Source organism: Clostridium sp. Marseille-Q2269, from assembly GCF_943736985.1.
Taxonomy (GTDB): domain Bacteria; phylum Bacillota; class Clostridia; order Clostridiales; family Clostridiaceae; genus Clostridium_F.
The window spans coordinates 68,322-90,204 of record NZ_CALSFS010000013.1 but is presented as its reverse complement, the minus strand read 5'-3'; the positions used below and the strand labels follow the sequence as shown (position 1 = coordinate 90,204).

The 21,883-nt window shown below is 29.2% G+C and carries 19 protein-coding genes; 3 read left to right on the top strand and 16 right to left on the bottom strand.

Annotation, left to right across the window (positions count from 1 at the left end; translation table 11 throughout):
• Nucleotides 1-3 precede the first annotated feature (3 nt).
• On the bottom strand, nt 4-2,007 hold the full coding sequence (locus NGI68_RS13665; protein ID WP_251862026.1) for a triple tyrosine motif-containing protein: 2,004 nt from the start codon (nt 2,005-2,007) through the stop codon (nt 4-6).
• Between the two features lie 134 nt (nt 2,008-2,141).
• Between NGI68_RS13665 and NGI68_RS13660 the strand changes: the two genes are divergently transcribed.
• Nucleotides 2,142-2,303, top strand: coding sequence for a hypothetical protein (locus NGI68_RS13660; RefSeq protein ID WP_251862025.1), 162 nt, complete (start codon nt 2,142-2,144; stop codon nt 2,301-2,303).
• Between the two features lie 102 nt (nt 2,304-2,405).
• Here NGI68_RS13660 and NGI68_RS13655 read toward each other — a convergent pair whose 3' ends face one another.
• The 4 genes from NGI68_RS13655 to NGI68_RS13640 form a co-directional block, all read right to left on the bottom strand.
• The gene (locus NGI68_RS13655; RefSeq protein WP_251862024.1) at nt 2,406-2,840 is read right to left on the bottom strand and encodes a YaiI/YqxD family protein; all 435 of its coding nucleotides are present in this window, start codon (nt 2,838-2,840) and stop codon (nt 2,406-2,408) included.
• A gap of 12 nt (nt 2,841-2,852) precedes the next feature.
• Nucleotides 2,853-4,205 (bottom strand): glucose-6-phosphate isomerase, encoded by a 1,353-nt coding sequence (locus NGI68_RS13650; protein WP_251862023.1) that lies wholly within the window; start codon nt 4,203-4,205, stop codon nt 2,853-2,855.
• 82 nt (nt 4,206-4,287) lie between these two features.
• The gene (locus NGI68_RS13645; RefSeq protein ID WP_251862022.1) at nt 4,288-4,455 is read right to left on the bottom strand and encodes a zinc-ribbon domain-containing protein; all 168 of its coding nucleotides are present in this window, start codon (nt 4,453-4,455) and stop codon (nt 4,288-4,290) included.
• Between the two features lie 206 nt (nt 4,456-4,661).
• Nucleotides 4,662-5,306, bottom strand: coding sequence for a TetR/AcrR family transcriptional regulator (locus tag NGI68_RS13640; protein ID WP_251862021.1), 645 nt, complete (start codon nt 5,304-5,306; stop codon nt 4,662-4,664).
• A 435-nt stretch (nt 5,307-5,741) separates the two neighbouring features.
• Here NGI68_RS13640 and NGI68_RS13635 point away from each other — a divergent pair, with 435 nt between their 5' ends.
• Both NGI68_RS13635 and NGI68_RS13630 read left to right on the top strand, forming a co-directional pair.
• Nucleotides 5,742-6,149 carry a GNAT family N-acetyltransferase gene (locus NGI68_RS13635; protein WP_251862020.1) on the top strand — a complete coding sequence of 136 codons (408 nt, stop codon included), beginning with the start codon at nt 5,742-5,744 and terminating at the stop codon, nt 6,147-6,149.
• A 502-nt stretch (nt 6,150-6,651) separates the two neighbouring features.
• A complete protein-coding gene (locus tag NGI68_RS13630) occupies nt 6,652-7,656 on the top strand; it encodes a D-2-hydroxyacid dehydrogenase (protein WP_251862019.1) in 1,005 nt (334 codons plus the stop codon).
• A gap of 69 nt (nt 7,657-7,725) precedes the next feature.
• Here NGI68_RS13630 and NGI68_RS13625 read toward each other — a convergent pair whose 3' ends face one another.
• From NGI68_RS13625 to brnQ, 11 genes are all read right to left on the bottom strand, one after another.
• Nucleotides 7,726-8,721 (bottom strand): D-isomer specific 2-hydroxyacid dehydrogenase family protein, encoded by a 996-nt coding sequence (locus NGI68_RS13625; protein WP_251862018.1) that lies wholly within the window; start codon nt 8,719-8,721, stop codon nt 7,726-7,728.
• A gap of 488 nt (nt 8,722-9,209) precedes the next feature.
• A complete protein-coding gene (locus tag NGI68_RS13620) occupies nt 9,210-10,373 on the bottom strand; it encodes a YkvI family membrane protein (protein ID WP_251862017.1) in 1,164 nt (387 codons plus the stop codon).
• A 202-nt stretch (nt 10,374-10,575) separates the two neighbouring features.
• Entirely contained in the window at nt 10,576-11,772 is a 1,197-nt protein-coding gene (locus tag NGI68_RS13615; protein ID WP_251862016.1) for an electron transfer flavoprotein subunit alpha, read from the bottom strand.
• A 17-nt stretch (nt 11,773-11,789) separates the two neighbouring features.
• Nucleotides 11,790-12,584, bottom strand: a complete 795-nt coding sequence (gene etfB / locus NGI68_RS13610) for an electron transfer flavoprotein subunit beta (protein WP_251862015.1) — start codon at nt 12,582-12,584, stop codon at nt 11,790-11,792.
• Between the two features lie 12 nt (nt 12,585-12,596).
• Nucleotides 12,597-13,730, bottom strand: a complete 1,134-nt coding sequence (gene acdA / locus NGI68_RS13605; protein ID WP_251862014.1) for a 3-(aryl)acrylate reductase AcdA — start codon at nt 13,728-13,730, stop codon at nt 12,597-12,599.
• A 149-nt stretch (nt 13,731-13,879) separates the two neighbouring features.
• Complete coding sequence (gene fldC / locus NGI68_RS13600) at nt 13,880-15,004, bottom strand: phenyllactyl-CoA dehydratase subunit FldC (RefSeq protein WP_251862013.1); 1,125 nt, start codon at nt 15,002-15,004, stop codon at nt 13,880-13,882.
• A 1-nt stretch (nt 15,005) separates the two neighbouring features.
• Nucleotides 15,006-16,229 (bottom strand): phenyllactyl-CoA dehydratase subunit FldB, encoded by a 1,224-nt coding sequence (fldB, locus tag NGI68_RS13595; protein WP_251862012.1) that lies wholly within the window; start codon nt 16,227-16,229, stop codon nt 15,006-15,008.
• A gap of 4 nt (nt 16,230-16,233) precedes the next feature.
• Nucleotides 16,234-17,028, bottom strand: coding sequence for a phenyllactyl-CoA dehydratase activase FldI (fldI, locus tag NGI68_RS13590; protein ID WP_251862011.1), 795 nt, complete (start codon nt 17,026-17,028; stop codon nt 16,234-16,236).
• Nucleotides 17,028-18,266, bottom strand: coding sequence for a 3-(aryl)acryloyl-CoA:(R)-3-(aryl)lactate CoA-transferase FldA (gene fldA, locus NGI68_RS13585; RefSeq protein WP_251862010.1), 1,239 nt, complete (start codon nt 18,264-18,266; stop codon nt 17,028-17,030). Before fldA ends, fldI begins: the two co-directional genes overlap by 1 nt.
• A 49-nt stretch (nt 18,267-18,315) precedes the next feature.
• Nucleotides 18,316-19,947 carry an AMP-binding protein gene (locus NGI68_RS13580; protein WP_251862009.1) on the bottom strand — a complete coding sequence of 544 codons (1,632 nt, stop codon included), beginning with the start codon at nt 19,945-19,947 and terminating at the stop codon, nt 18,316-18,318.
• Between the two features lie 440 nt (nt 19,948-20,387).
• Nucleotides 20,388-21,710 (bottom strand): branched-chain amino acid transport system II carrier protein, encoded by a 1,323-nt coding sequence (gene brnQ, locus NGI68_RS13575; RefSeq protein WP_251862008.1) that lies wholly within the window; start codon nt 21,708-21,710, stop codon nt 20,388-20,390.
• Between the last annotated feature and the right edge of the window lie 173 nt (nt 21,711-21,883).

The window sequence follows — 21,883 nt, the reverse complement described above, 5'->3', positions numbered from 1 at the left end:
TATTTATACTTTAAACTTAAATATATCATAATCCTCATAAGCGCATTTTAAGAAACTACTTTTAGACAATACCAAAACTTCATATTTCCCTTTATTAAATGGCATAAATGTATAATATTTTTTTCTACTATAATCTTGAACTAAATTCCATTCGCCCTTATTCATAATATAAAATTGATAAAGAACTGCATTTCCACCATCACTATCCACACTGAAAGTTACAGTTTCATTGCATTTTACGTCTGTTCTACTAATTTTTATTTTTGTATTTGTTATAGGTAAAGCTTCTCTTACATAAAATTTTATTTCTTTTTTAGAATCATAAATTTCTTTGCTCTCTTTATTTTTAGCTAATACCTCTATAGTATAATATCCGCTGCATTTAGGTACATATTTAAAATTTTTATCTTCAATGTAATCCGTTTCTTCTACCTTTTCATTATTTATCTTTAAAATATACTTTATTAAATTATCCTTTGTATTTTGAATTATAACTTTTAGTAATATTTCATCTCCCACTATATAACTAGTTTTGATAGGATATATAACATAATCAATTATTGCCGGTATATAGTTATGACTATTTATATATGCTACATAATGAGAATCATATTCTCTAGATGAATATTTGTGTTTTGCTAAAACTTCTAGTTCATATATACCTGTTTCTTTTGGTATAAATTTAGCCCAATTACAAGTACCAAAATCTATCTTTTCTTGCTGCTTACCATCCTTTTTTATAGAAAAGGCATATCTTACACTATTTCCTCCATTACTTATAGCTCTTATTTCTACTTCTTCTCCTTTTAAAACATGTTTCCCTTTATCTAATATTACTTTTTCAATTTTTATAGGTTCTTTAATGTATTCTAAATTTATTGTATATTCTATAGAAGATTTATCATCGTATTCATTTTCACTGGAAGCATCTTTTACCAATGCCTCTATAGAATACTTACCTGGTACAGATGACTTCCACGTATATATATTATTTCTTATATATCCTGAATCTTCTATATGATTCCCAGCTATTATAAACTTGTATAAAAGTTCCTTTCCACCTTCTGCATTTATTTTTAATTCTATGGCTGTATCCGTCATTTGAGGTGAATTTAAGTTAGTAGTAAACTTTCTTATAACAATGTCTCTATAAGGCTTAACAGTAAATTTCAGCATGGCTCTATCATCAAATTCGTTTTGAGAATACATATCCTTTACCAGACATAATAACTTGTAATCTCCACTATTTTTTTCTATGTATGATACTACATTGTTACTAGAATAATCTTGTATACATTCCTGTGTACCATTACTATTTATCTTTATAAATTTATATAATATATCTCTACCTTCTTCATAAACAGATTCTACCTTAAAAACTAAATCTTCATCACATATTAATTCCTTAGTTAAACAATTAAAGTCTACTATTTCGACATTCTCTATAGAATTAACTTTAAAAGCTACTTTAAAATAATCATCATAATCTTTAACAGATTTTAAGTCTTTACATTCAACCATAAGTTCTTGTATACCCGGCTTTTTTACTACAAAAGTTATACTATTTTCTGTAGAATAATCTTTTATAAGCTTCCAATTATCATCTTCTTTTATCCAATATTTAAACATCAAAGGGAATCTATTACTTTCAACTACCGCTTCTATTCTTTCTCCTATATTAAGATTATCTTTATTTAAATACACATTTCTTATAAATTTTTCGTCTATTTCACCTATTACATAATCAAATTTACTAATGAAATCAAAAGGTTTGGAACTGTCCTCTTTCTTAGCTTGTACCATTATTATGTATTTGCCTTCTTCTTTAGGTGACCAATCTATAGTGTTCTCATAATTAAAATCACTAACTGTATTCCACATACCTTCTTTTCCTATTATAAATTTATATAAAAATTTTTCATTGTTTTCTATAAAAGCTTTAATCTTTATGCTAGAATTTTTTTGCTGAGGACTTTCCTTATCAAAAATAATATTTAACTCTTCCACTATTAATACCATCCTCTCTTAAAAACATTAACAAATACATTATACTATAATACCAAATTATGTAATAGTATTTTATTCTATTTATATTATTATACCACCTTGGGAAAACTTATTATAAGGAGGTTGATAAATTTATGAAAGAATTAGATAGATATGATGGAGATTATGTATATAAAAAATCCTCTGTTTTTACTGGTAAGTCAAAAAAAGGATATCCTATAATAGAAAGATTAAATAATGGATTAATATTTCCTGAAGGGCCTCAAGATAATTTAGAATTTAAAGATATGAAATAAACACATAAAAATAAGAATTAGCAATGAATTACATGTATTTCATTGCTAATTCTTTTAATTATATTTAAAAGAATTTAGTAATATATTTATATGTTATTTTTTCTACTGAATTATTAGTTTTATAAGATTTTTTTCTAGTCTAACATCATCTTCAAAATTTCTTTTTCGAGGACCAGAATTATTTTTTTTACCTGCCCTTCTCATTTTTCCACTTACATGCCTTTCAAATAGCATTCTATCTATATTACTATCACTAAATATATATCCTTTGGGATTTATAGCCTTGGCTTTTTTTCCAAGTGCCATAGCAGCTACTCCAAAATCTTGTGTTATTATTATATCTTCTTTCTTAGCTTCATTTATTAAAGCCATATCCACACTTTGAAAACCATGATCTACATATTTAATAATACTATAATTACTTTTTAAAACATGATTTATATCACAAAACATTATAATATCTATTTTGTATTTTTTAGCTACTTTTTCTATTATATCTCTTCCAGGACAAGCATCTGCATCTACTAATATTCTCATAGAAAAATCCTATTAATTAAAGCTTTCTTCTAGTGCAGCTTTCATGTCTTCATAACCTGGTTTTCCTAAAAGAGCAAACATATTCTTTTTATAAGCTTCTACTCCTGGTTGATCAAAAGGATTAACTCCTAATACATATCCACTTATTCCACAAGCCTTTTCAAAGAAATAAATTAATTGTCCTAAGTAATAAGCTGTCAATTCTGGTACATTTAACACTATGGATGGAACTCCCCCATCATTATGAGCTAAAACTGTACCTCTTGATGCTTGATGATTTACATAGTCCATATCTTTACCTGCTAAGAAATTAAGACCATCCAAATTATCTTCATCTTCTTTTATTATAATTGATTTTCTAGGATTTTCTACATTTATAAATGTTTCAAACATATTTCTTAGACCATCTTGTATATATTGTCCCATTGAATGTAGATCTGTTGAAAAGTCTGCTGCTGCTGGGAATATTCCCTTTCCATCTTTTCCTTCACTTTCTCCATATAGTTGCTTCCACCACTCTCCAAAATAATGTAAGCATGGTTCAAAATTAACTAACATTTCTGTAGTTTTTCCTTTTCTATATAAAGAATTTCTTACTGCTACATATCTATATATGTCATTTTGTTCTAAATTTTTAGAAGAATATTCTTCTCTGGCTGCTGCTGCACCTTTCATTATTTCATCTATGTCTATTCCTGATACAGCTATAGGTAATAACCCAACTGGAGTTAGAACTGAGAATCTCCCTCCTACATCATCTGGTATTATAAATGTTTCATATCCTTCTGAATCAGCTAAAGTTCTTAGTGCACCTTTAGCTCCATCTGTAGTAGCAAATATTCTTTCCTTTGCTCCTTCTTTTCCATATTTCTTTTCTAATAATTCTTTAAATATTCTAAAAGCTATAGCTGGTTCTGTAGTTGTACCTGATTTAGAAATTACATTTACACATATATCCTTACCTTTAACTAATTGTAATAAATCAGCCATGTAAGTAGAACTTATGTTGTTACCTGCAAAATATATTTGTGGAGCTTTTCTATCACTTTTATCTAAATCATTATAAAATGTATTAGTTAAAGCTTCTATGGTAGCTCTTGCTCCTAAATAGGACCCACCTATTCCTATAACAATAAGAACATCACACGTATTTTTTATTTTTTCTGCTGATTTTTTTATTCGTGCAAATTCCTCTTTATTATAATTTACTGGCAGATCTAACCAACCTAAAAATTTATTTCCTGCACCTGTTTTACTAGAAAGATTTTTATCCATTTCCTTTATCATTGATTCTAAATACTGTAATTCATGATCCTCTACATATGACTTAACTTTTCTTAGGTCTAAACTTAAAGATTTATTCATATTAATACCTCCAATGTAATTATTTACATTTTAATATAAAAAGCTGTTGAAGTAATTCAACAGCCATTTTCTCATTATTCTATTATCTTCTGAAGCCTCTATTGTTTCTTTCTTGTTTTCTAGATTTTCTGCATTCTGGACATCTTTTTGGTTCATTTTCGAATCCTTTTTCTTTGTAGAATTCTTGTTCTCCTTCAGTAAATACAAATTCTTTTCCACAATCTTCACATGTTAAAGTCTTATCTGCCATTGTATTACATCCTCCTTTATTTAGGATTTATAACCAGTCAAAAAGAACATAATTCCCAAATAAAGGGGATGTACTTCTTTATATTACCAGTTTAAATCTCACATGATTTTATTATTTTAATATATTATAACAAAATATTCATGCCTAATCAATAGAAACGGCTCCTATTTTGTTACATTTTATTCCATGTTTCAGATAGTTTTATCCTATAAATTCTTTTGGGTTAGAGGCTGTATTATCTTTCTTATAACATCAAATAGAGATGCTTTCATCTCCTCTATAGGATAAGGTTCTTCTAATATTATAGAGCTATAACAAACTGTACCCGTTAATTCTATAATCATAAATAATCTTTTTTCAAATTCTTTTTCATCTAAATGTTGTTCCATTATTATATGCTTAAATATATTTCTTATATCTGTAATTTCCTTTGTTTGACTAGAATTTAATAACGCCTTCCTAAATATACCCCAGGATAAATTTTTATGTATAAGCTTTAACAATCTTTTATTATTTTTTAGATATTCTATTATATAATCTGTAAAACAAAGTACAGATTCTATAAAATCGCCCTTGCTTTCAGTCATAGTATATTTCAGTGCTTCCTTAATTATACTCAAACTTTTTTTTATAATTATCCTATCAATAATATCATATTTATTGTTAAAATATAGATAAAAAGTCCCCTTAGCTACCCCTGCTTTTTTTACTATATCATCTATAGAAGTATCTTTTATGCCCTTTGTTATAAAAAGTTCATACGCTGATTCATATAAATTTTTTTCTTTTAATAGTTTTTTTTCTAAAAACTTTCCACCATAAGTAGATTTAATCTTAGATTTTAGAACCATTTTAAGTCCTCCCAACTAAATTATTGACTTAAAGTCATTTTTCTCTTAATTTAATTATATAACTTTTTTTAATAGTATCAATAGATTTTCCTATAAAATTTTTATAAACTAATTTTATTTCACAATAAATTATATTATAAATAAGTGTAAAATTATTTACAACATAACAAATTACATACTAAAGATAGAAAATTATTTATGCTCATTTTATAAACTGTACATATATTATATAAATAATCTTAGTTAAAATATACATTTTTTTAAATAGTTATTAAAATTTTAAGAATTTTATCTTTTGTTGTCTTTTAGTGTTGAATGCTCTTACGTTTTTAGGGGTAATATTTTATTATTAAAACGTTTATATATTAATAAGTTTTGAGGAATCAATGTTCATATTAAATAAAAATAATTTCAATTTAAAAGGAGATTAAGCATATGAAAAATGTAATTTTAAAAAATGGGAAAGAAATAACCATAAGAAAAGCTAAAAAAGAAGATGCCCAGTCTATGATCAATTTCTATAACTTAGTAGGCGGAGAAACAGATTTTCTCTCCTTTAGCAAAGATGAGTTTAAGATTCCTTTAAAAGATTATGAAGAATCAATAGAATTAACTAATCAACAGAATAATTCAATAATACTATTAGCCCTAAATGGAAATAAAATAATAAGTATAGTATCAATAGAATCTACATATAAGGAAAAAGGTAAACACGTGGGAACCTTTGGAATAGTTATAAGCAAAGATTTTTGGGTACTAGGCCTAGGTACAGAACTCATGGATTGTCTTATAAACTGGGCAAAATCAAATGGTGTAACTAAAAAAATAAATCTTTTTACTTAATGAAAATAATCCTACAGCTATAAAACTTTACGAAAAATTTGGATTTGAAAAAGAAGGTATATTAAAAAAAGAATCATTTAATGATGGAGTGTACAACGATTTAATAGCTATGGGATTATTAATTTAAATACTCATTATTTTTAATAATTTATTTTAACTTTACAAAACATAGGATGATTTCTTCAATGTGAAGTAATCATCCTATTTAAATTCCATTCCCATCTATAATTATAATACTATCCATATAAACATGTAATTTTTATTATACTCCCATCCATTTTATATAATTCATTTATGTCATTATATATGTTTTAAACTACAATAATATATTTATAGCGTATAAGAGTCATATTATCTAAGCTATGTTCATATTTATATATACTATAGGACTCTAACTTTTCAAGACAAAAAATTAACATTCCTCTTATGCTTTTGCGCTAATCTGTTCTGATAAACTTTTATGTTTAAAATATATGTAATTTATTAAGGGGGTAAATTTATTATGAAAATATTAATGTATAGTGTGCGTGAGCACGAAAAGCCAGCTGTTAAGAAATGGCTAGAAGCTAACCCTGAAGTGCAGATTGACCTATATGATGGAGCTCTTTCCGAAGATACTGTATCTAAAGCAAAAGGATATGATGGAATTGCAATTCAACAAACAAATAGTCTAGGTGGAGAAACTGTTTATTCCTGTCTTAAACAGTATGGCATCAACCAAATAGCTTCAAGAACTGCCGGTGTTGATATGATTGATCTAAAAATGGCTTCAGCTTACAATATTATTGTAACTAATGTTCCTGCTTATTCTCCAAATGCTATTGCAGAACTGGCCGTAACTCACACAATGAATTTACTTAGAAACATAAAGGCCATTAATAAAAGAATAGCTTTTGGTGACTATCGTTGGTCAGCTGATCTTATAGCTAGAGAAGTCAGATCTATAACAGTTGGTGTAGTTGGTACTGGTAAGATAGGTAGAACATCTGCAAAGCTTTTTAAAGGTTTGGGAGCTAATGTTATAGCTTATGATGCTTATCCTGATAAAAAATTAGAAGAGGATAATCTTCTTACTTATAAAGAATCATTAGAAGATGTATTAAAAGAAGCTGATGTTATAACTCTGCACACCCCTCTACTTAAAAGCACAAAACATATGATAAACAAAGATAATTTAAAATATATGAAATCTGATGCCTTTATAGTAAATACTGGTCGTGGTGGAATTATCAATACAGAAGATCTTATTGAAGCTTTAGAAGAAAAGAAAATAGCAGGAGCTGCTCTGGATACTTTTGAAAATGAAGGATTATTCTTAAATAAAATAGTAGATCCAACTAAAATTCCTGATCCTCAACTAGATAAGTTATTAAAAATGGATCAAGTTTTAGTATCTCACCATGTTGGATTCTTCACCACTACTGCAGTTCAAAATATAGTAGATACTAGTTTAGATAGTGTGATGCATGTTTTGAAAACTAGTGATAGTATAAACAAAGTAAATTAATTTTTTAATTATTGAAAACGTTTTCCAAGCAAGCTAATTCACAAGCTGTTTGAAAACGTTTTCTATGGATTATTTAGACATTCTTTGATTTTTACAAGTTCCTTTTAATTCAAACTCTTGTAAATTCATAAGAGTAATTTCTACCATATTTGATACAGCTTCATCTGTATAAAATCCTAAATGAGGAGTGATAACCACATTCGGGAAACTCTTAAGTCTTTCTAATGTATCATCTCTCATGATTTCATTCATTTTATTATTATGGAAAACTCCTTGTTCGAATTCATAAGAATCTAAAGCAGCTCCTGCTATTTTACCTGATTTTAAGCCATCTATTAAAGCTTCACTATCAATTAACGCTCCACGTGCTGCATTAATTATGAAAACACCATCCTTCATTTTAGCAATAGCTTCTTTTCCTATCATATGATAATTATCATCTGTTAGAGGTGTGTGTAATGTTATTATATCTGCTTCTTTATATATTTCATCTAAAGATTTATATTCAATGTATTCTTTAGCTTTTTCATTTTCAAAGATATCATAACCTATCATTTTTTTCATACCAAACCCTGAAAAACCTTCAATTACTTTTAATCCTATTCTTCCTGTTCCTATGATTCCTAAAGTTAGGTTTCTTAATTCTACACCTATTAATCCATTTAATGCAAAGTTATTAAGCTCTACTCTCTTTAATGCAAATGGTATTTTTCTTGTTAGGCATAAAGCAACACCTACTGTTAATTCAGAAACTGAATTAGGAGAATAAGCTGGAACATTAGCTACATTTATACCAAATTCTTTAGCAGCTTCAAAATCTATATTGTTTACTCCAGCAGTTCTAGTGGCTAAATATTTTATACCACAATCCTTGATTTTTTCTAATGCTTCTCTATTGGCAGTATCATTTCCTAAAATAGAGATACCATCGTATCCTTTAGCTAAATGAGCTACATTAGGACCAAAAGAATCTGATATCAAATCAACAGTATGTCCATACTTTTCAGAAAATTTCTTAAATGAGTCTACCTCATCAGGTCTAACACAGTAAGCTAAAATTTTCATAATTATACCCCCCATATATTAAGTTGTCTTTTTCATAATTTTCTACCAAATTCAGCCTATCATATTGTTTATTATTTGTCAATATAAATAATATATTCCATAATTATAGTATAAAATACAAGTTTAGAAACTTTTTTTTGTTAAATTTTTATTATTCAAATGGTTATATCTAATATTATATGTTATTACTGTTATACGCTATTTCACTCATGAATTCAAGTATTTCTAAACAGATGTTATAGTTTATAAATATTACGCTTTTATCTAATATCAAATGATATTTTAACATTATCATAGCTTTATTGTCTTTATATTAAATTAATAATATTACAGATTATTTATGACATTGTTAATTTAATATTAAACTAATATATAAATATTGCTTTAGCACTGTCATATTTTATACGATAAGGGTTTAATTTGTCAAATATAATAAGGCACATTATTCATATCAAATACATATAGAACAGACTTTAATAAGTCTATTTTTACATTTTAAATTCACTCTTGCTTTCAGCTTTATATAATCGTCTTGTTTTCTTATATCCAATTAATATTATTGGAATAACTACTACGAATATACAAGCATATCCTAAATATTTATATCCTTTACTTACAATAGCATCTAGCCCTAAAGCAGATACTACTACGCAAAGTATCATTAAAATTAATGTTATAGCAAAATCTCTTTTTATTCCTGGTTTCATAGGAAGCTTTTCTCCATATCGTGCAACCACGGAAAATGAAAAAGAAACATTGGTGCTCATAACTGCTAGTAATACCATTACTACATATGAAAATAATAATACAGAAGATCCAACTTTATCTGCTACAAAATAGTTTGGTAAAGTTTTCTTTACTGAATCTGGGTATGCAAATAATAAAAATACGATTCCTAAAATAAGTAATGTATTTAATACAGTACCTAAAATAGCTGCTTTTCTAGATTCCTTTTTGCTTTCTATCCCCCCACAAACAGATATAGCATTTGCAATATTTCCAGCTGACTGAAAGCCAGTATAAACTATAGCCATTATTATAGCTTTCATTGGTGAAACATCACTAAATGACTTAGCTGACCAATTACCAGAAAAATCACCTTTTGTAGAAAACAATCCAACCACTACCATAGCTACTAAACAAGCTATAATGAATACAGTCATAACGGTTGATGAAGAACGAACTAAATTAGCACCATACATTGATAATAATATAGTAATTACTACTAGTATTATACTTCCTACAAGTATTGGAAGACCAACATACTCATTTAAAACAGCCGCTCCTGTTGCTATACATCCACCTACAACCATAAGAACAGTTGCTATAAATGTAATCTCAAAGAATGTAGAAAACACTTTTTCATATGGATGAAATAAGTTATCTGTTAATTCTCTAAAATTTTTGGCATTTGTTAGACGAGCATATTCCACAGAATAATAAATACAAAGTCCCATTAATATCATTGCAATGATAGGAGTTATAAATGCCCATTTGCCAAATTCGCTATAAAAAACAGCCGTTTGTTTACCTGAAGCTATCCCTGGTCCACAATGTGCTCCAAACCATACGCTAGCGATTCCTAGATATATTGGAATACCTGATTTTTTCTGCTTTGTTCCTGCTGTTATATTTTTTTTATCTGCTGACATTTTATCTTCTCCTTTCAAAATTTATATTTTATATAAACCAATATGTCATGATCTATAAGTTTATTTAGGTATATTACATATAGGCCAAATTTGAAATTATTATAATAATTAATAAATATTATTATTTTTTTAACTATTACATATAAAGTATATAAGAAACAAAATGAGGGAAAACTCATTTTGCTTCTTATTATTGATGTAATTAATTAGCCTTTTTAATTTTTTTCACTTCTTCTATTAATATTGGAACTATGTCATATAAATCTCCAACAATTCCATAGTCTGCAAGTTCAAATATTGGAGCATTTTCATCTTTATTAATAGCTATTGTTATATCAGAATTTGACATACCAGCAACGTGTTGAATAGCTCCTGATATACCACATGCAACATAAATAACAGGTTTTACTGTAGTTCCAGTTTGTCCAACTTGATGTGAATGATCTATCCATCCTATATCAACTGCTGCACGACTGCTACCAACTACTCCACCTAACAAATCAGCTAATTCTTGTAGTAATTTAAATCCATCTGGATTTCCAAGTCCTTTACCACCAGATACAATAAACTCTGCATCAACTAAAGAAACTTGCTTTTTAGAAGATTTAATTATTTCCAGAACTTTGGTTCTTATTTCATCTTCGCTTAGTGTTACCTTTATATCTATTATTTCCCCTTTATTACCTTCATCATATTTTGCTTTTTCCATAACACCAGGTCTTACTGTAGACATTTGTGGTCTGTGGTTTTTGCATACTATAGTTGCCATTAGATTTCCACCAAAAGCAGGTCTAGTTTGTTTTACGTTTTTCTGTTCAGGATCTATTTCTAATTTAGTACAGTCCGCTGTAAGTCCAGTATCAACCCTTGCTGCAATTCTAGGAGCTAAATCTCTTCCAATATGAGTTGCACCAAATAAAACTGATTCTGGCTTGTATTCATTTATAGCATTTGAAATTACTGTTGTATACGCATCTGTTGTATAATTTTCTAGCTTTTTATCATTGGCTACATATACTTTATCTGCTCCGTACTTTATTAATTCCTTTGATAACTCAGCCACATTATCTCCTAATAAAATTGCAGATAAATCTGTGCCTATTTCATTAGCTAATTTTTTACCTTCTCCTAATAATTCTATTACAACTGGAGTAAGTTCTCCTTGTCTTTGCTCTGCATATACCCATACGCCTTTATAATCACTGATATCTTTTTTCACAACTTTCTTTTCTTCTTTTTCTATTGCATCAAATGGGCAAGCTTCTACGCAGGCTCCACATATTGTACATTTTTCATTTACTTCTGCTAATCCGTTAATTACATGAATAGCATCAAATGGGCATTGTTTTTCACATATACCACATGCTTTACATTTTTCTTTTATAATCTTGATAGCCATAATAAACCTCCCAAAACTTAAATATAGTGTTTAGATTGAAGTGCTGATACTAATTTTTCTACTTTTTCTTTAGCTGTTCCTTCTAATATAACGCCTTTTGATTTTTTATCTGGTGCAAAAGATCTAAATACTGAAGTTGGAGAAGCATTTAAACCTACCTCATCTGGAGTAACATCTAAATCTTTAATTGTAAATATCTTAATATCTTTTTTATATGCATCTACTATACCTCCAACTGTCATGTAGCGAGGTTTGTTTAGTTCACTAATAGCAGTAATCAATGCTGGCATAGATTTAATTTGTAATCTTTCATAACCATCTTCTAATTGTCTGTCTACAATTAGAGTATTATCTTCTTTGTTATACTCAAAGCCCATAGCATAAGTTACTTGTGGTATATTAAGTCTTTCTGCTATTTGTGGGCCAACTTGAGCTGTATCTCCATCTATAGCTTGTCTTCCAGCGAATATTAAATCATAATCGCCAATTTTTCTTAAAGCTGAAGCTAAGGCATTAGATGTTGCCCAGGTATCTGCTCCTGCAAAAGCTCTATCTGTTACTAATATAGCTTCATCAGCTCCCATTGCTAAACATTCTCTTAACATATATGAAGAAGATGGTATTCCCATTGTAATAACGGTAACCTTTACATCCTCGTATTTATCTTTTAATTTTAAAGCTTCTTCTAGTGCATTAGCATCATCTGGATTTAATATTGCAGGTACACCTTCACGAATAAGAGTTCCTTTTACAGGATCTATCTTTACTTCATTAGTATCTGGTACTTGTTTTACACATACAACTATCTTCAATTTCTCCACTCCTTACTTTAAAAGATTTGATGCGATTACCATTTGCTGAACTTGAGAAGTTCCTTCATATATAGCAATTACTCTAACATCTCTGTATAATCTTTCTATTTTATAATCTTTTATGTATCCATAACCACCATGAATTTGTAGTGCATCATTTACTATTTGTATAGCAGCTTCTGCAGCAAAATATTTTGCCATAGATGCTTCTTTATCTGCCTTTTCACCACAATCCATTTTATATGCAGCATTATATACCAACAATTTTGCTGCATTTAATTTTGTTTCCATATCAGCTAATTTAAACTGAATTCCTTGGAATTTTGCAATAGGTCGATTAAATTGCTTTCTTTGTTTTGCATATTTTACTGCTTCATCTACAGCAGCTTGAGCTAATCCTATAGCTTGAGAAGCTACTCCTATACGACCTACACTTAAAGTCTTCATTGCTGTTATAAATCCTTTATTTACTTCTCCAAGTATATCAGATTTATGGACTTTTACATTTTCTAAAATAATATCACTAGTAGGACAACCAATCATACCCATCTTATCTTCAGGTTTACCAAAGGACACTCCTTCTTGTTTACTATCTACTATAAATGTAGTAATTCCTTTTGTGCCTTTACTCATATCTGTTTTTGCAAATACTATAATATTATCAGATATTGGTGCTCCAGTAATAAAAGTTTTTCTTCCATTTAATATATAATAATCGCCTTCTTCTCTAGCAGTTGTTGCAAGTGCTCCTGCATCTGAACCTGCACCTGGTTCTGTTAGAGCGAACGCTAATGTTTTTTCTCCTTTAATCATTGGTTTTAAATATTTTTCTTTTTGTTCTTCTGTACCAACTAATAAGAATGGTGTTCCAAGCAATGAATTTGGTGATGATAAATATATACCAGCTACACCAGATGCCCTTGATATTTCTTCCATTATAGTTACATAGGCTCTATTATCTGCTCCAGCACCACCATATTCTTTAGGCATTTTTATTCCGAAGAAACCATTATCGGCCATTTTTTTCACAATTTCTTTAGGGAATTCAGCAGTTTTATCTACTTCATCTGCAATAGGCTCTATTTCCTGCTCTGCAAAATCTCTTGCTAATTTTCTAATAAGTTCATGTTGTTCTGTGAAAAACATTATATCCCTCCTAATATATTAATGAATTTGATAATTTATATAAACATTGATTTCTTTCCATGCACCTTGTATAAATTTTAATAATATATTAGTGAAAAGAAATCAATGCTTCAATTAATAAAGTTCACAGTGAATATTGAAAATCTTTATTAAAGTGTTTCTCCAAAAGCCTGAATTGCAGTTCTAGCTTGTTCATAATTTTTCATTTGCATATCAGTTTCTATTACAACATGTGGAATACCTGCTTCTTCAAAGTCTTTCTTCATTTGTGGATAATCAAATTCCTCTGGATCACAGAATTTTGTCATAAAGAATATGATTCCATCTGCATTTCTATCCTTAGCCATTTGTACTATATTTTGACCTCTTTTTCTTTCTGGATCATATAGAGTACTACACTCTCTATTAGCAAATTGCTCTGCTAATCTATCCATTGGGTTACCTGCCTCTGGTGTCAATGTTCTATATTGTCTAGATTCATGTGCTACATCATCTCCAACTACAGCCATATTATTTTCTTCTAATATTTTAAGCAAATCTTCTGAATCTGCTATTATACCTGTAGTTATAATTCTTTTTCCTTTAAATTCAGTTGGCTCTGTAGCTTTAATCTCATCCATTAATTGTTTAACTTTTTCAGTATGATCTTTTTTATCCATATAATAAGCAGATTTCATAACATAATTACGTTTAGTTGGTGTTATTACATTTGGATATTTTGATGCCAACAAAGAAAAATCGTTCATAGCTTTTCTATGCTCATCATATATTTCTATAGCTTTTTCTAAGGATTCATCTGTTATTTTATTTCCAGATATCTTTTCTAGCTGTTCAATATTCATTTTATATTGACTCTTTAAGAATTCTTTTCCAGCTTCCATTTTTCTATTTTGTGGAACTGTTACTGGAATAAAATCTATATTTTCAACAGTTAGTTTAAAATTTTGACCCATACATTTTAATGAATCACAATAATTTGTTATCATCATTCCTGATAACATATCATATTCTCCATTTAATGCACTTTCTAGTGTTGTTTGTAATATTGAACAAATAAAAGCTGGAAAATATGTTTTAGCTTTTGAAAGTTCTACATTGCTTCCCCATATACCTACTGGGAACATTCCAGCAGCTAATATAAGTTCTTCAGGAGTATATAATGGCATACATCCTATAGCCTTTTGTCCAGTTTCTTCCATATGTTTCATTATATATTTCTTAGGATGTTCCGCTACATCCTTAAACTCATTAAAGAATCTATCTGGATTTGACATATTATTCAGCCTCCTTTTTAGCAACCATTACTTCATCCAGCCCTTGAATTCTAGTATCATATTGTGCCTCTGAGAAGTTTCTTGGATCTGCTTGGTCGCCATCAAATGATACTATAGGAATTCCAGTTTCCTTTTCTAATCTTCTTCCTAGTTCATATAAAAATCCACTCCATAGTTTACAGCTTCTATTTATATGAATCACAGCACCTTCTGTATTAGTGCTTGTAACAGCATTTAATCTCATCTTCAATGCATTTTCAAAATTAATTGAATTAGGAACTTTATTATACGCAGCCATTAATTCATCTGTATTTTCATATATAACACCAAATGCTTCAGCATAAACAGTTGCTGTTACGTTCATTCCATACTCACTAAGTTTAGTTAATTTATGTCTTAAATATGGCCAACAAGCAATTCCTTCAAATAATATACGTTGTTTTTCTTCCCCTCTATAAGTGGATTTGCCAGTTCTTACATTTTCTTCATATTCATCTGCTAACATTTTAAATGCATCTGCAGCTTCTTGTGTACCCCTTGCACAGACAGCCACTGCCATATGATTAAATAAATCAAACCCACTAAATGGTGATGGTTTATATTTTGCATAGGATGCTGCTCTTAACCATTGTTTTGCACTTTCTTGAGATATCTTCATTACTTCTTCAAATCTCTTATCATCCCATTTTTTGCCTGTTATTTCTTCTAGTTGTTTTATTGCATTATCAAATTGAGCTCTAATATATTTAACTCTATCTTTTGAAATAGTGTCCTCTGTATTGTATGGTATATCTATAAGAATCATTGGTATGTTTAAAGTCTTAGCTATATGTTCATACCATTTAATCATTTGGTTACAGATATTGTTACAGCAAAGTACAAAATCTGGCATAGGTATTGGTTGATCTTCGCTATGACCTATATCCATAACAGCTAAGTTTACTCTTGCATAACCACATACGTCATTAGAAAATCCCATAGCTTCAGCATGTTCACACATATTTTGTCCATTTCCTCTAGCTGCTACAGCTGCTGCATGATTTTCTGGATAAACAACTTTTACCCCTAATGTTGTAGCTATTTCTTGTGGGAAATTAGATGCACACCATCCAACTTTTTCTCCATTTTTCTTAGCTTCAAGAGCCTCTTCATAATGTTTAGCAACGATTTCCCTAAGGTAATGCTTTGCTTTTTTTTCTTTTACTTCCTTATTTCTATCACTCATGTTTTTAGCTCCTTTCTTTTTGAAAACTTTCATAAGCGTATAGACTTGCTCCTAATGCTCCATTTAATTGGGAATTTTTAGATATATAAATTTCCTTACCCAATTCAACTTCCATTGCTTTTACTACACCTATATTCTTAGCTACGCCTCCACTCATAACTACTAGTTCTTCAATGCCATTTCTTTTAGCAAGACTAGCAACTCTTGATGCAACAGATTTGCAAATACCCGCTATTAAATCTTCAGTTTTAACTCCTCTTGAAAGTTGAGAAATTACTTCTGATTCTGCAAATACTGTACAAGTAGAACTAATAGTACAAGGGTTATTACTTTCCAATGCTCTTTTTCCTAATTCATCAACTGGAATTTCTATTACTCTAGACATTACATCTAAAAATCTTCCTGTTCCTGCAGCACATTTATCATTCATTATAAAATTTAAAAGTCTTCCATTATTAGCTAGTTTTAATACTTTAATGTCTTGTCCGCCTATATCAATAACTGTTCTAGCTTTATTATTATCAAAATAGACACCCTTTGCATGACAACTTAACTCCGAAATTTGTTTATTAGCAAATTCCAAACTATTTCTTCCATATCCAGTAGATACAACATAGTCTAAATCTTCAATGGATAATTTTGATTCCTTTAGCACAGAATCTATAGCTCTCTTGGGGCCACTTGTTCCAGCCCCTACATCTATTACTGCTTGACTTACTATTTCTTTTCCGTTTTTTAATATTACTGTTTTTGAAGCAGTTGAACCTATATCTACACCTAAAGTATAAATATCTTTCATTATTTTTCTTCCCTTAGCATAATGTCTTTATTTGCTTCTAATTCTTTAATTTGTTCTTCTGTGTATCCCATATTTTTTAAAACTTCTGCTGTGTTTTCTGCTATTAATGGTGCTTGATTATATTCTGGTAATCCTGCTTCTTTAAAGAATACTGGAAGTCTTACTAAAGCTCTTTCATTGCCTGTTGGATATTTCATCTTATATAAATAATCATTTTCCCAAGCTTGTTCATCTTCTAATATATCTTCCCAAGTCTGTGCAATAGCAAATGGAATGTCCGCTTCTCTAAATATCTTATCCCATTCATCTTTTGTCTTTGTAATCATTTGATCTTTTATTATCTTGCTTACTTCTTTAGCACCGCCATCTTTTAGATTTGCTATCTTGTTATATCTTTCATCTCCAACTAAATCTTCTCTACCTAAAGCAGTCATAAATCTATCATAGAAAACATCATATGGTGGCATACAAACTTGAACAAAGTAATCATCTTTGGATTTATATGAAACTATAAATGGATTAGGAGTTTCTTCACGGTTTATTGGATATACTAAACCATGATCTGGATATTGAGCAGCTTGTATCATAATACCTAATGTATACATAGCGCTATGCATTAGACTTACTGTTACCTTATCTCCTTTTCCTGTTGTTTTTGCTTTATATAAAGCTCCTGCCATACCTGCTGCTAAGAACATACCAGCTTGGTGATCTCCAAGACCTGGAACAACATTTGGAGGCACAGTTCCTTTCTCATAAATAGTACCTGAAATACCACCTCTAGCAAAGAATGAAGTATAATCAAAACCTGGAAGATCTTTATCAGGACCTTTTTCACCGTAACCAGTTATTTGTGCATAAACTAATTTAGGGTATTTTTCTTTCAATGTTTCATAATCTAATCCTTGTTTAACTAAAGCTTTAGTTCTCCAGTTAGTTAATAATATATCTGCTCCTTGTAACATTTCATGTAAAATCTTCTTACCCTTTTCACTCTTAAGATTTACAACTACTGCTTTTTTGTTTGCATTTTCTAAATCATAAGTAGTATTTTCATTTTCAAGTAATGGTCTTCCTTCTGATGGAGCTGTATATCTTAAAGGATCGCCTGCAGGTGATTCAATTTTTATTACCTCTGCACCACCATCAGCGAAGAATCTACCTGCTGCTGGAGCAGCTATGAAATTTGCTAACTCGATAACCTTTACTCCACTAAACATATTTGTATTGTTTTCCATAAAAAAAGCCTCCTTAAATAGATTTTTATTAATAGAATTTATTATTAATTTAAATAGATTGTCTTAATTCAAATTTTCTTTCAAAACATTTTTGTAGTTCATACCTTTTTATTTTTCCTGTATCTGTTAAAGGAAACTCATCATAAAATTCTATGTATTTGGGAACCTTATAATGAGCTAAATTTTCACAAACATATGTTTTTATTTCTTTTTCTGTTAGACAACTTTCTGGTTTAAGAATTATACATGCTACTATTTCTTCACCATATGTTTTATCTGGAACACCTATAACTTCTACCTCTGAAACTTCAGGATGACATAATAATTTTTCCTCAATTTCATGAGGATTTATATTTTCTCCACCTCTTATAATTATATCTTTTATCCTACTAGTTATATGATAATAACCTTCTTCATCTACAAATCCTAGGTCCCCAGTATGAAGCCAGCCTTGTCTATCTATGGTTTTTCTAGTTAATACATCATTTTTGTAGTAGCCTTTCATAACGTTAAATCCTCGAACACATATTTCGCCAACATTATTTACGGGCAAGTCTTTTTTTGTATTTATATCAATAACCTTCATTTCCACATAGGGTAAAGGCTTACCAACACTATTATATTTTTTATCAATGGAATCTTTCTTTAAAGTTTGAGTACATCCAGGAGAAGTCTCCGTTTGTCCATACGCCACTTGAATATCTCTTATATTTAACTTTTTTATAATTCCATCCAGTAGCTCGTCTGTAGTATTTGCTCCTGCTAATATTCCAGTTCTTACGGTATTGAAAACGTTTATATTCGTGCCGTCATCCTCCAATATTCTACAAAACATTGTAGGAACGCCATGTAGAACTGTACATTTAAATGTATCTATAGTATTTATAAGTGGAGCTATTTTATAAGATTCTACTAAGGCCATGGAACATCCTCTACCTATAGATAAAAGTATTCCTACTGTTAATCCAAAGCAGTGGAAAAATGGAACAACTAAACATAGCTTGTCTTTATTTGTAATATCTAAAGCCTCACCAGTTATAAATGAATTGTTTACAAGAGAATAATGTGTTAACATAACACCTTTCGGAGAACTGGTAGTCCCTGATGTAAATTGAATATTAACAACTTCATCTGGTTTTATTTCATTGCAAGTTGAAATAAATTTATCTTCTTCTAATTTTTTGCCTAAAGAGATTAAATGTTCTATTCCTGTATATTCTGGTCGATTTTTTTCTCCAAAATAGATAAAATACTTCATTATTTGTGGTATTTTAGATAATCCTTTGTCATATCTCTCTTTAATTTCTTCAATAATGTCTATATAACTTGTATTGTGAAATGATTCCATAAAGGCTATAGCTTTCGCATCAGCCATTTGTAAAATTTTTTCAACTTCTTGTAGCAAGTAATTAGTATTCAAAGTAACTGTACATACGCCTATTTTACTTGCAGCTAAAAATATGTAAATCCATTCCTTTTTATTGGAACCCCAAAGAACTAACTTATCTTTCTTTTTAAGTCCTAATACAATCATGCCTTTAGCTATATCATCTGTAATTTGATCTAATTCACTCCATAAAATACCATCAGGTACTTCTAAAGACTGAATAGCAACATCATTAGGGAATTTTCTACAAGTTTTTTTAAGATACTCACCTATAGTAACATTATAAAGTCCCATAACTACACCTCGGATTCGTTAAATTTATCAACTTATTGGTAGAATAATATTAAAATAACTGTTTAAATATAGCATGATGGAATATAGTATCATATAATAAGTTTTTCTGTCAAAGACAGATTATCATATCGTTTTATTTTTGTCAATTTAATTTGTAATTTAATAGTATCAATGAATTAAAATTCCAGTAAAAATTTCATTTTTACTGGAATTCCCATATATTTATATTTGTAGTATTAAAGCTTATCCCGTTGATTATCTAGCTTTAATGCACTTTTCATAGTTAATAAATTATATCCCTTATTTTTCATTTCATGAATTTCCCTGTTGAAATTTTATCAATATTTTTCTTCCATTTAAACTATCTATTTTATAGTTATATTAGTATAAAATTTTAATATTTATATAATTGCTTTCTATCACTGTTGTGCTTTAGCACCCTAACCTTTTAAGGAATTTTCATGTTCTAAATTTTTGGCGTTCTTTATATTACCATATATCATAAATATAAGACCTAATACAATAGTTGGTACTATCCATGGAAATCCTCCATCAAAAAGAGGTAATTTTTTTATTATTTTCATAGGTCCATTTAATATTCCCAATGTACTATTTATGTTTATAATAAGACTAACTAAGAAAGCTCCTAATACTGCTCCTGTATATGCGTGACCATTAGGAATATGCTTATCAAATAATGTCATTAGTATTAGAACTATCATTACTGGATATATAGTTGATAAAATTGGTACAGCTATATTTATTAGTCCCTCTACGCCTATTACAGATAAAAATATACTACATAATACTACAGCTATGCTAATACCCTTGTATGAAAGTTTTCCATTACTTATACTATTAAAATAATTTGCTGCTGTTGTAGTAAGACCAGCTGCAGTAGTTAAACAGGCTAATGCTACTATTATAGCTATAGCAACTGCACCAAATTTTCCAAAAAGTCCAGATACTAAACGTAATAATAAATCAACTCTAGTAATGCCAGGTTTAAATATTCCACTTCCAGTAGCTCCTACAAATGTAAGTCCACCATATACTAATAATAATAAAAATCCTGCAACTAAACCTATTCTAATAGTCATATATTCTTGATCTTTACTATCTTTATATCCTCTATAAATTAAATCTGTTAACACTATTCCAGACATCAATGACGCTCCTAGTGCATCCATAGTTTGATAACCTTCTTGGAAACCTACTAAAAAAAACTTATTAGGCTTTGTTTGTACTATTTCTCCTACAGGTGTTACTATGCTTGCCACTACTATAAGAGCTAAAAAAATTAACAATAATGGAGTTAAATATTTGCCAATCTTGTCCATTACACCACTTTGATTACTAACTAACATATAAGTTATTATAAAAAATATCAATGATACAACTATAATTGGCACTTTTGGTGCTACTGGCTTTATAGCTATCTCATATACAGTAGCTGCAGTTCTTGGAATCGAAAATAAAGGGCCAACAACTAATATACACAAAGCTCCTAAAGCCTTTGCAAATTTAGGACTAACTCTTTTACCTAAGTCTTCAGCCTTTCCTCCTACTTTAGCTGTTGCAATAACACCTAAAATTGGTAGTACCGGATCTGTAAGTAAAAATCCAAATGCAGCTAAAGCCCAACTTTTCCCTGAAGCCATACCTAAACTAGGTGGGAAAATTAGATTTCCAGCTCCAAAAAAAATAGCAAATAGTGCGAATCCTGGTACAAAAATATCCTTTTTTGTTTTTTGTTTTGTCATTTTTCACACTCCTTATTTAATTGTTTATTCTTTATCAATGTACCACATAAGTAAAATCTAGTCAATATAACAATTATTCTGAATTTAACCAAAATTTGAAAATTATCAGTTTCTCATCTTTGTTTCATAAATCATTGTTGGGCAATATAACCTGAACAATCATGCCGATATTA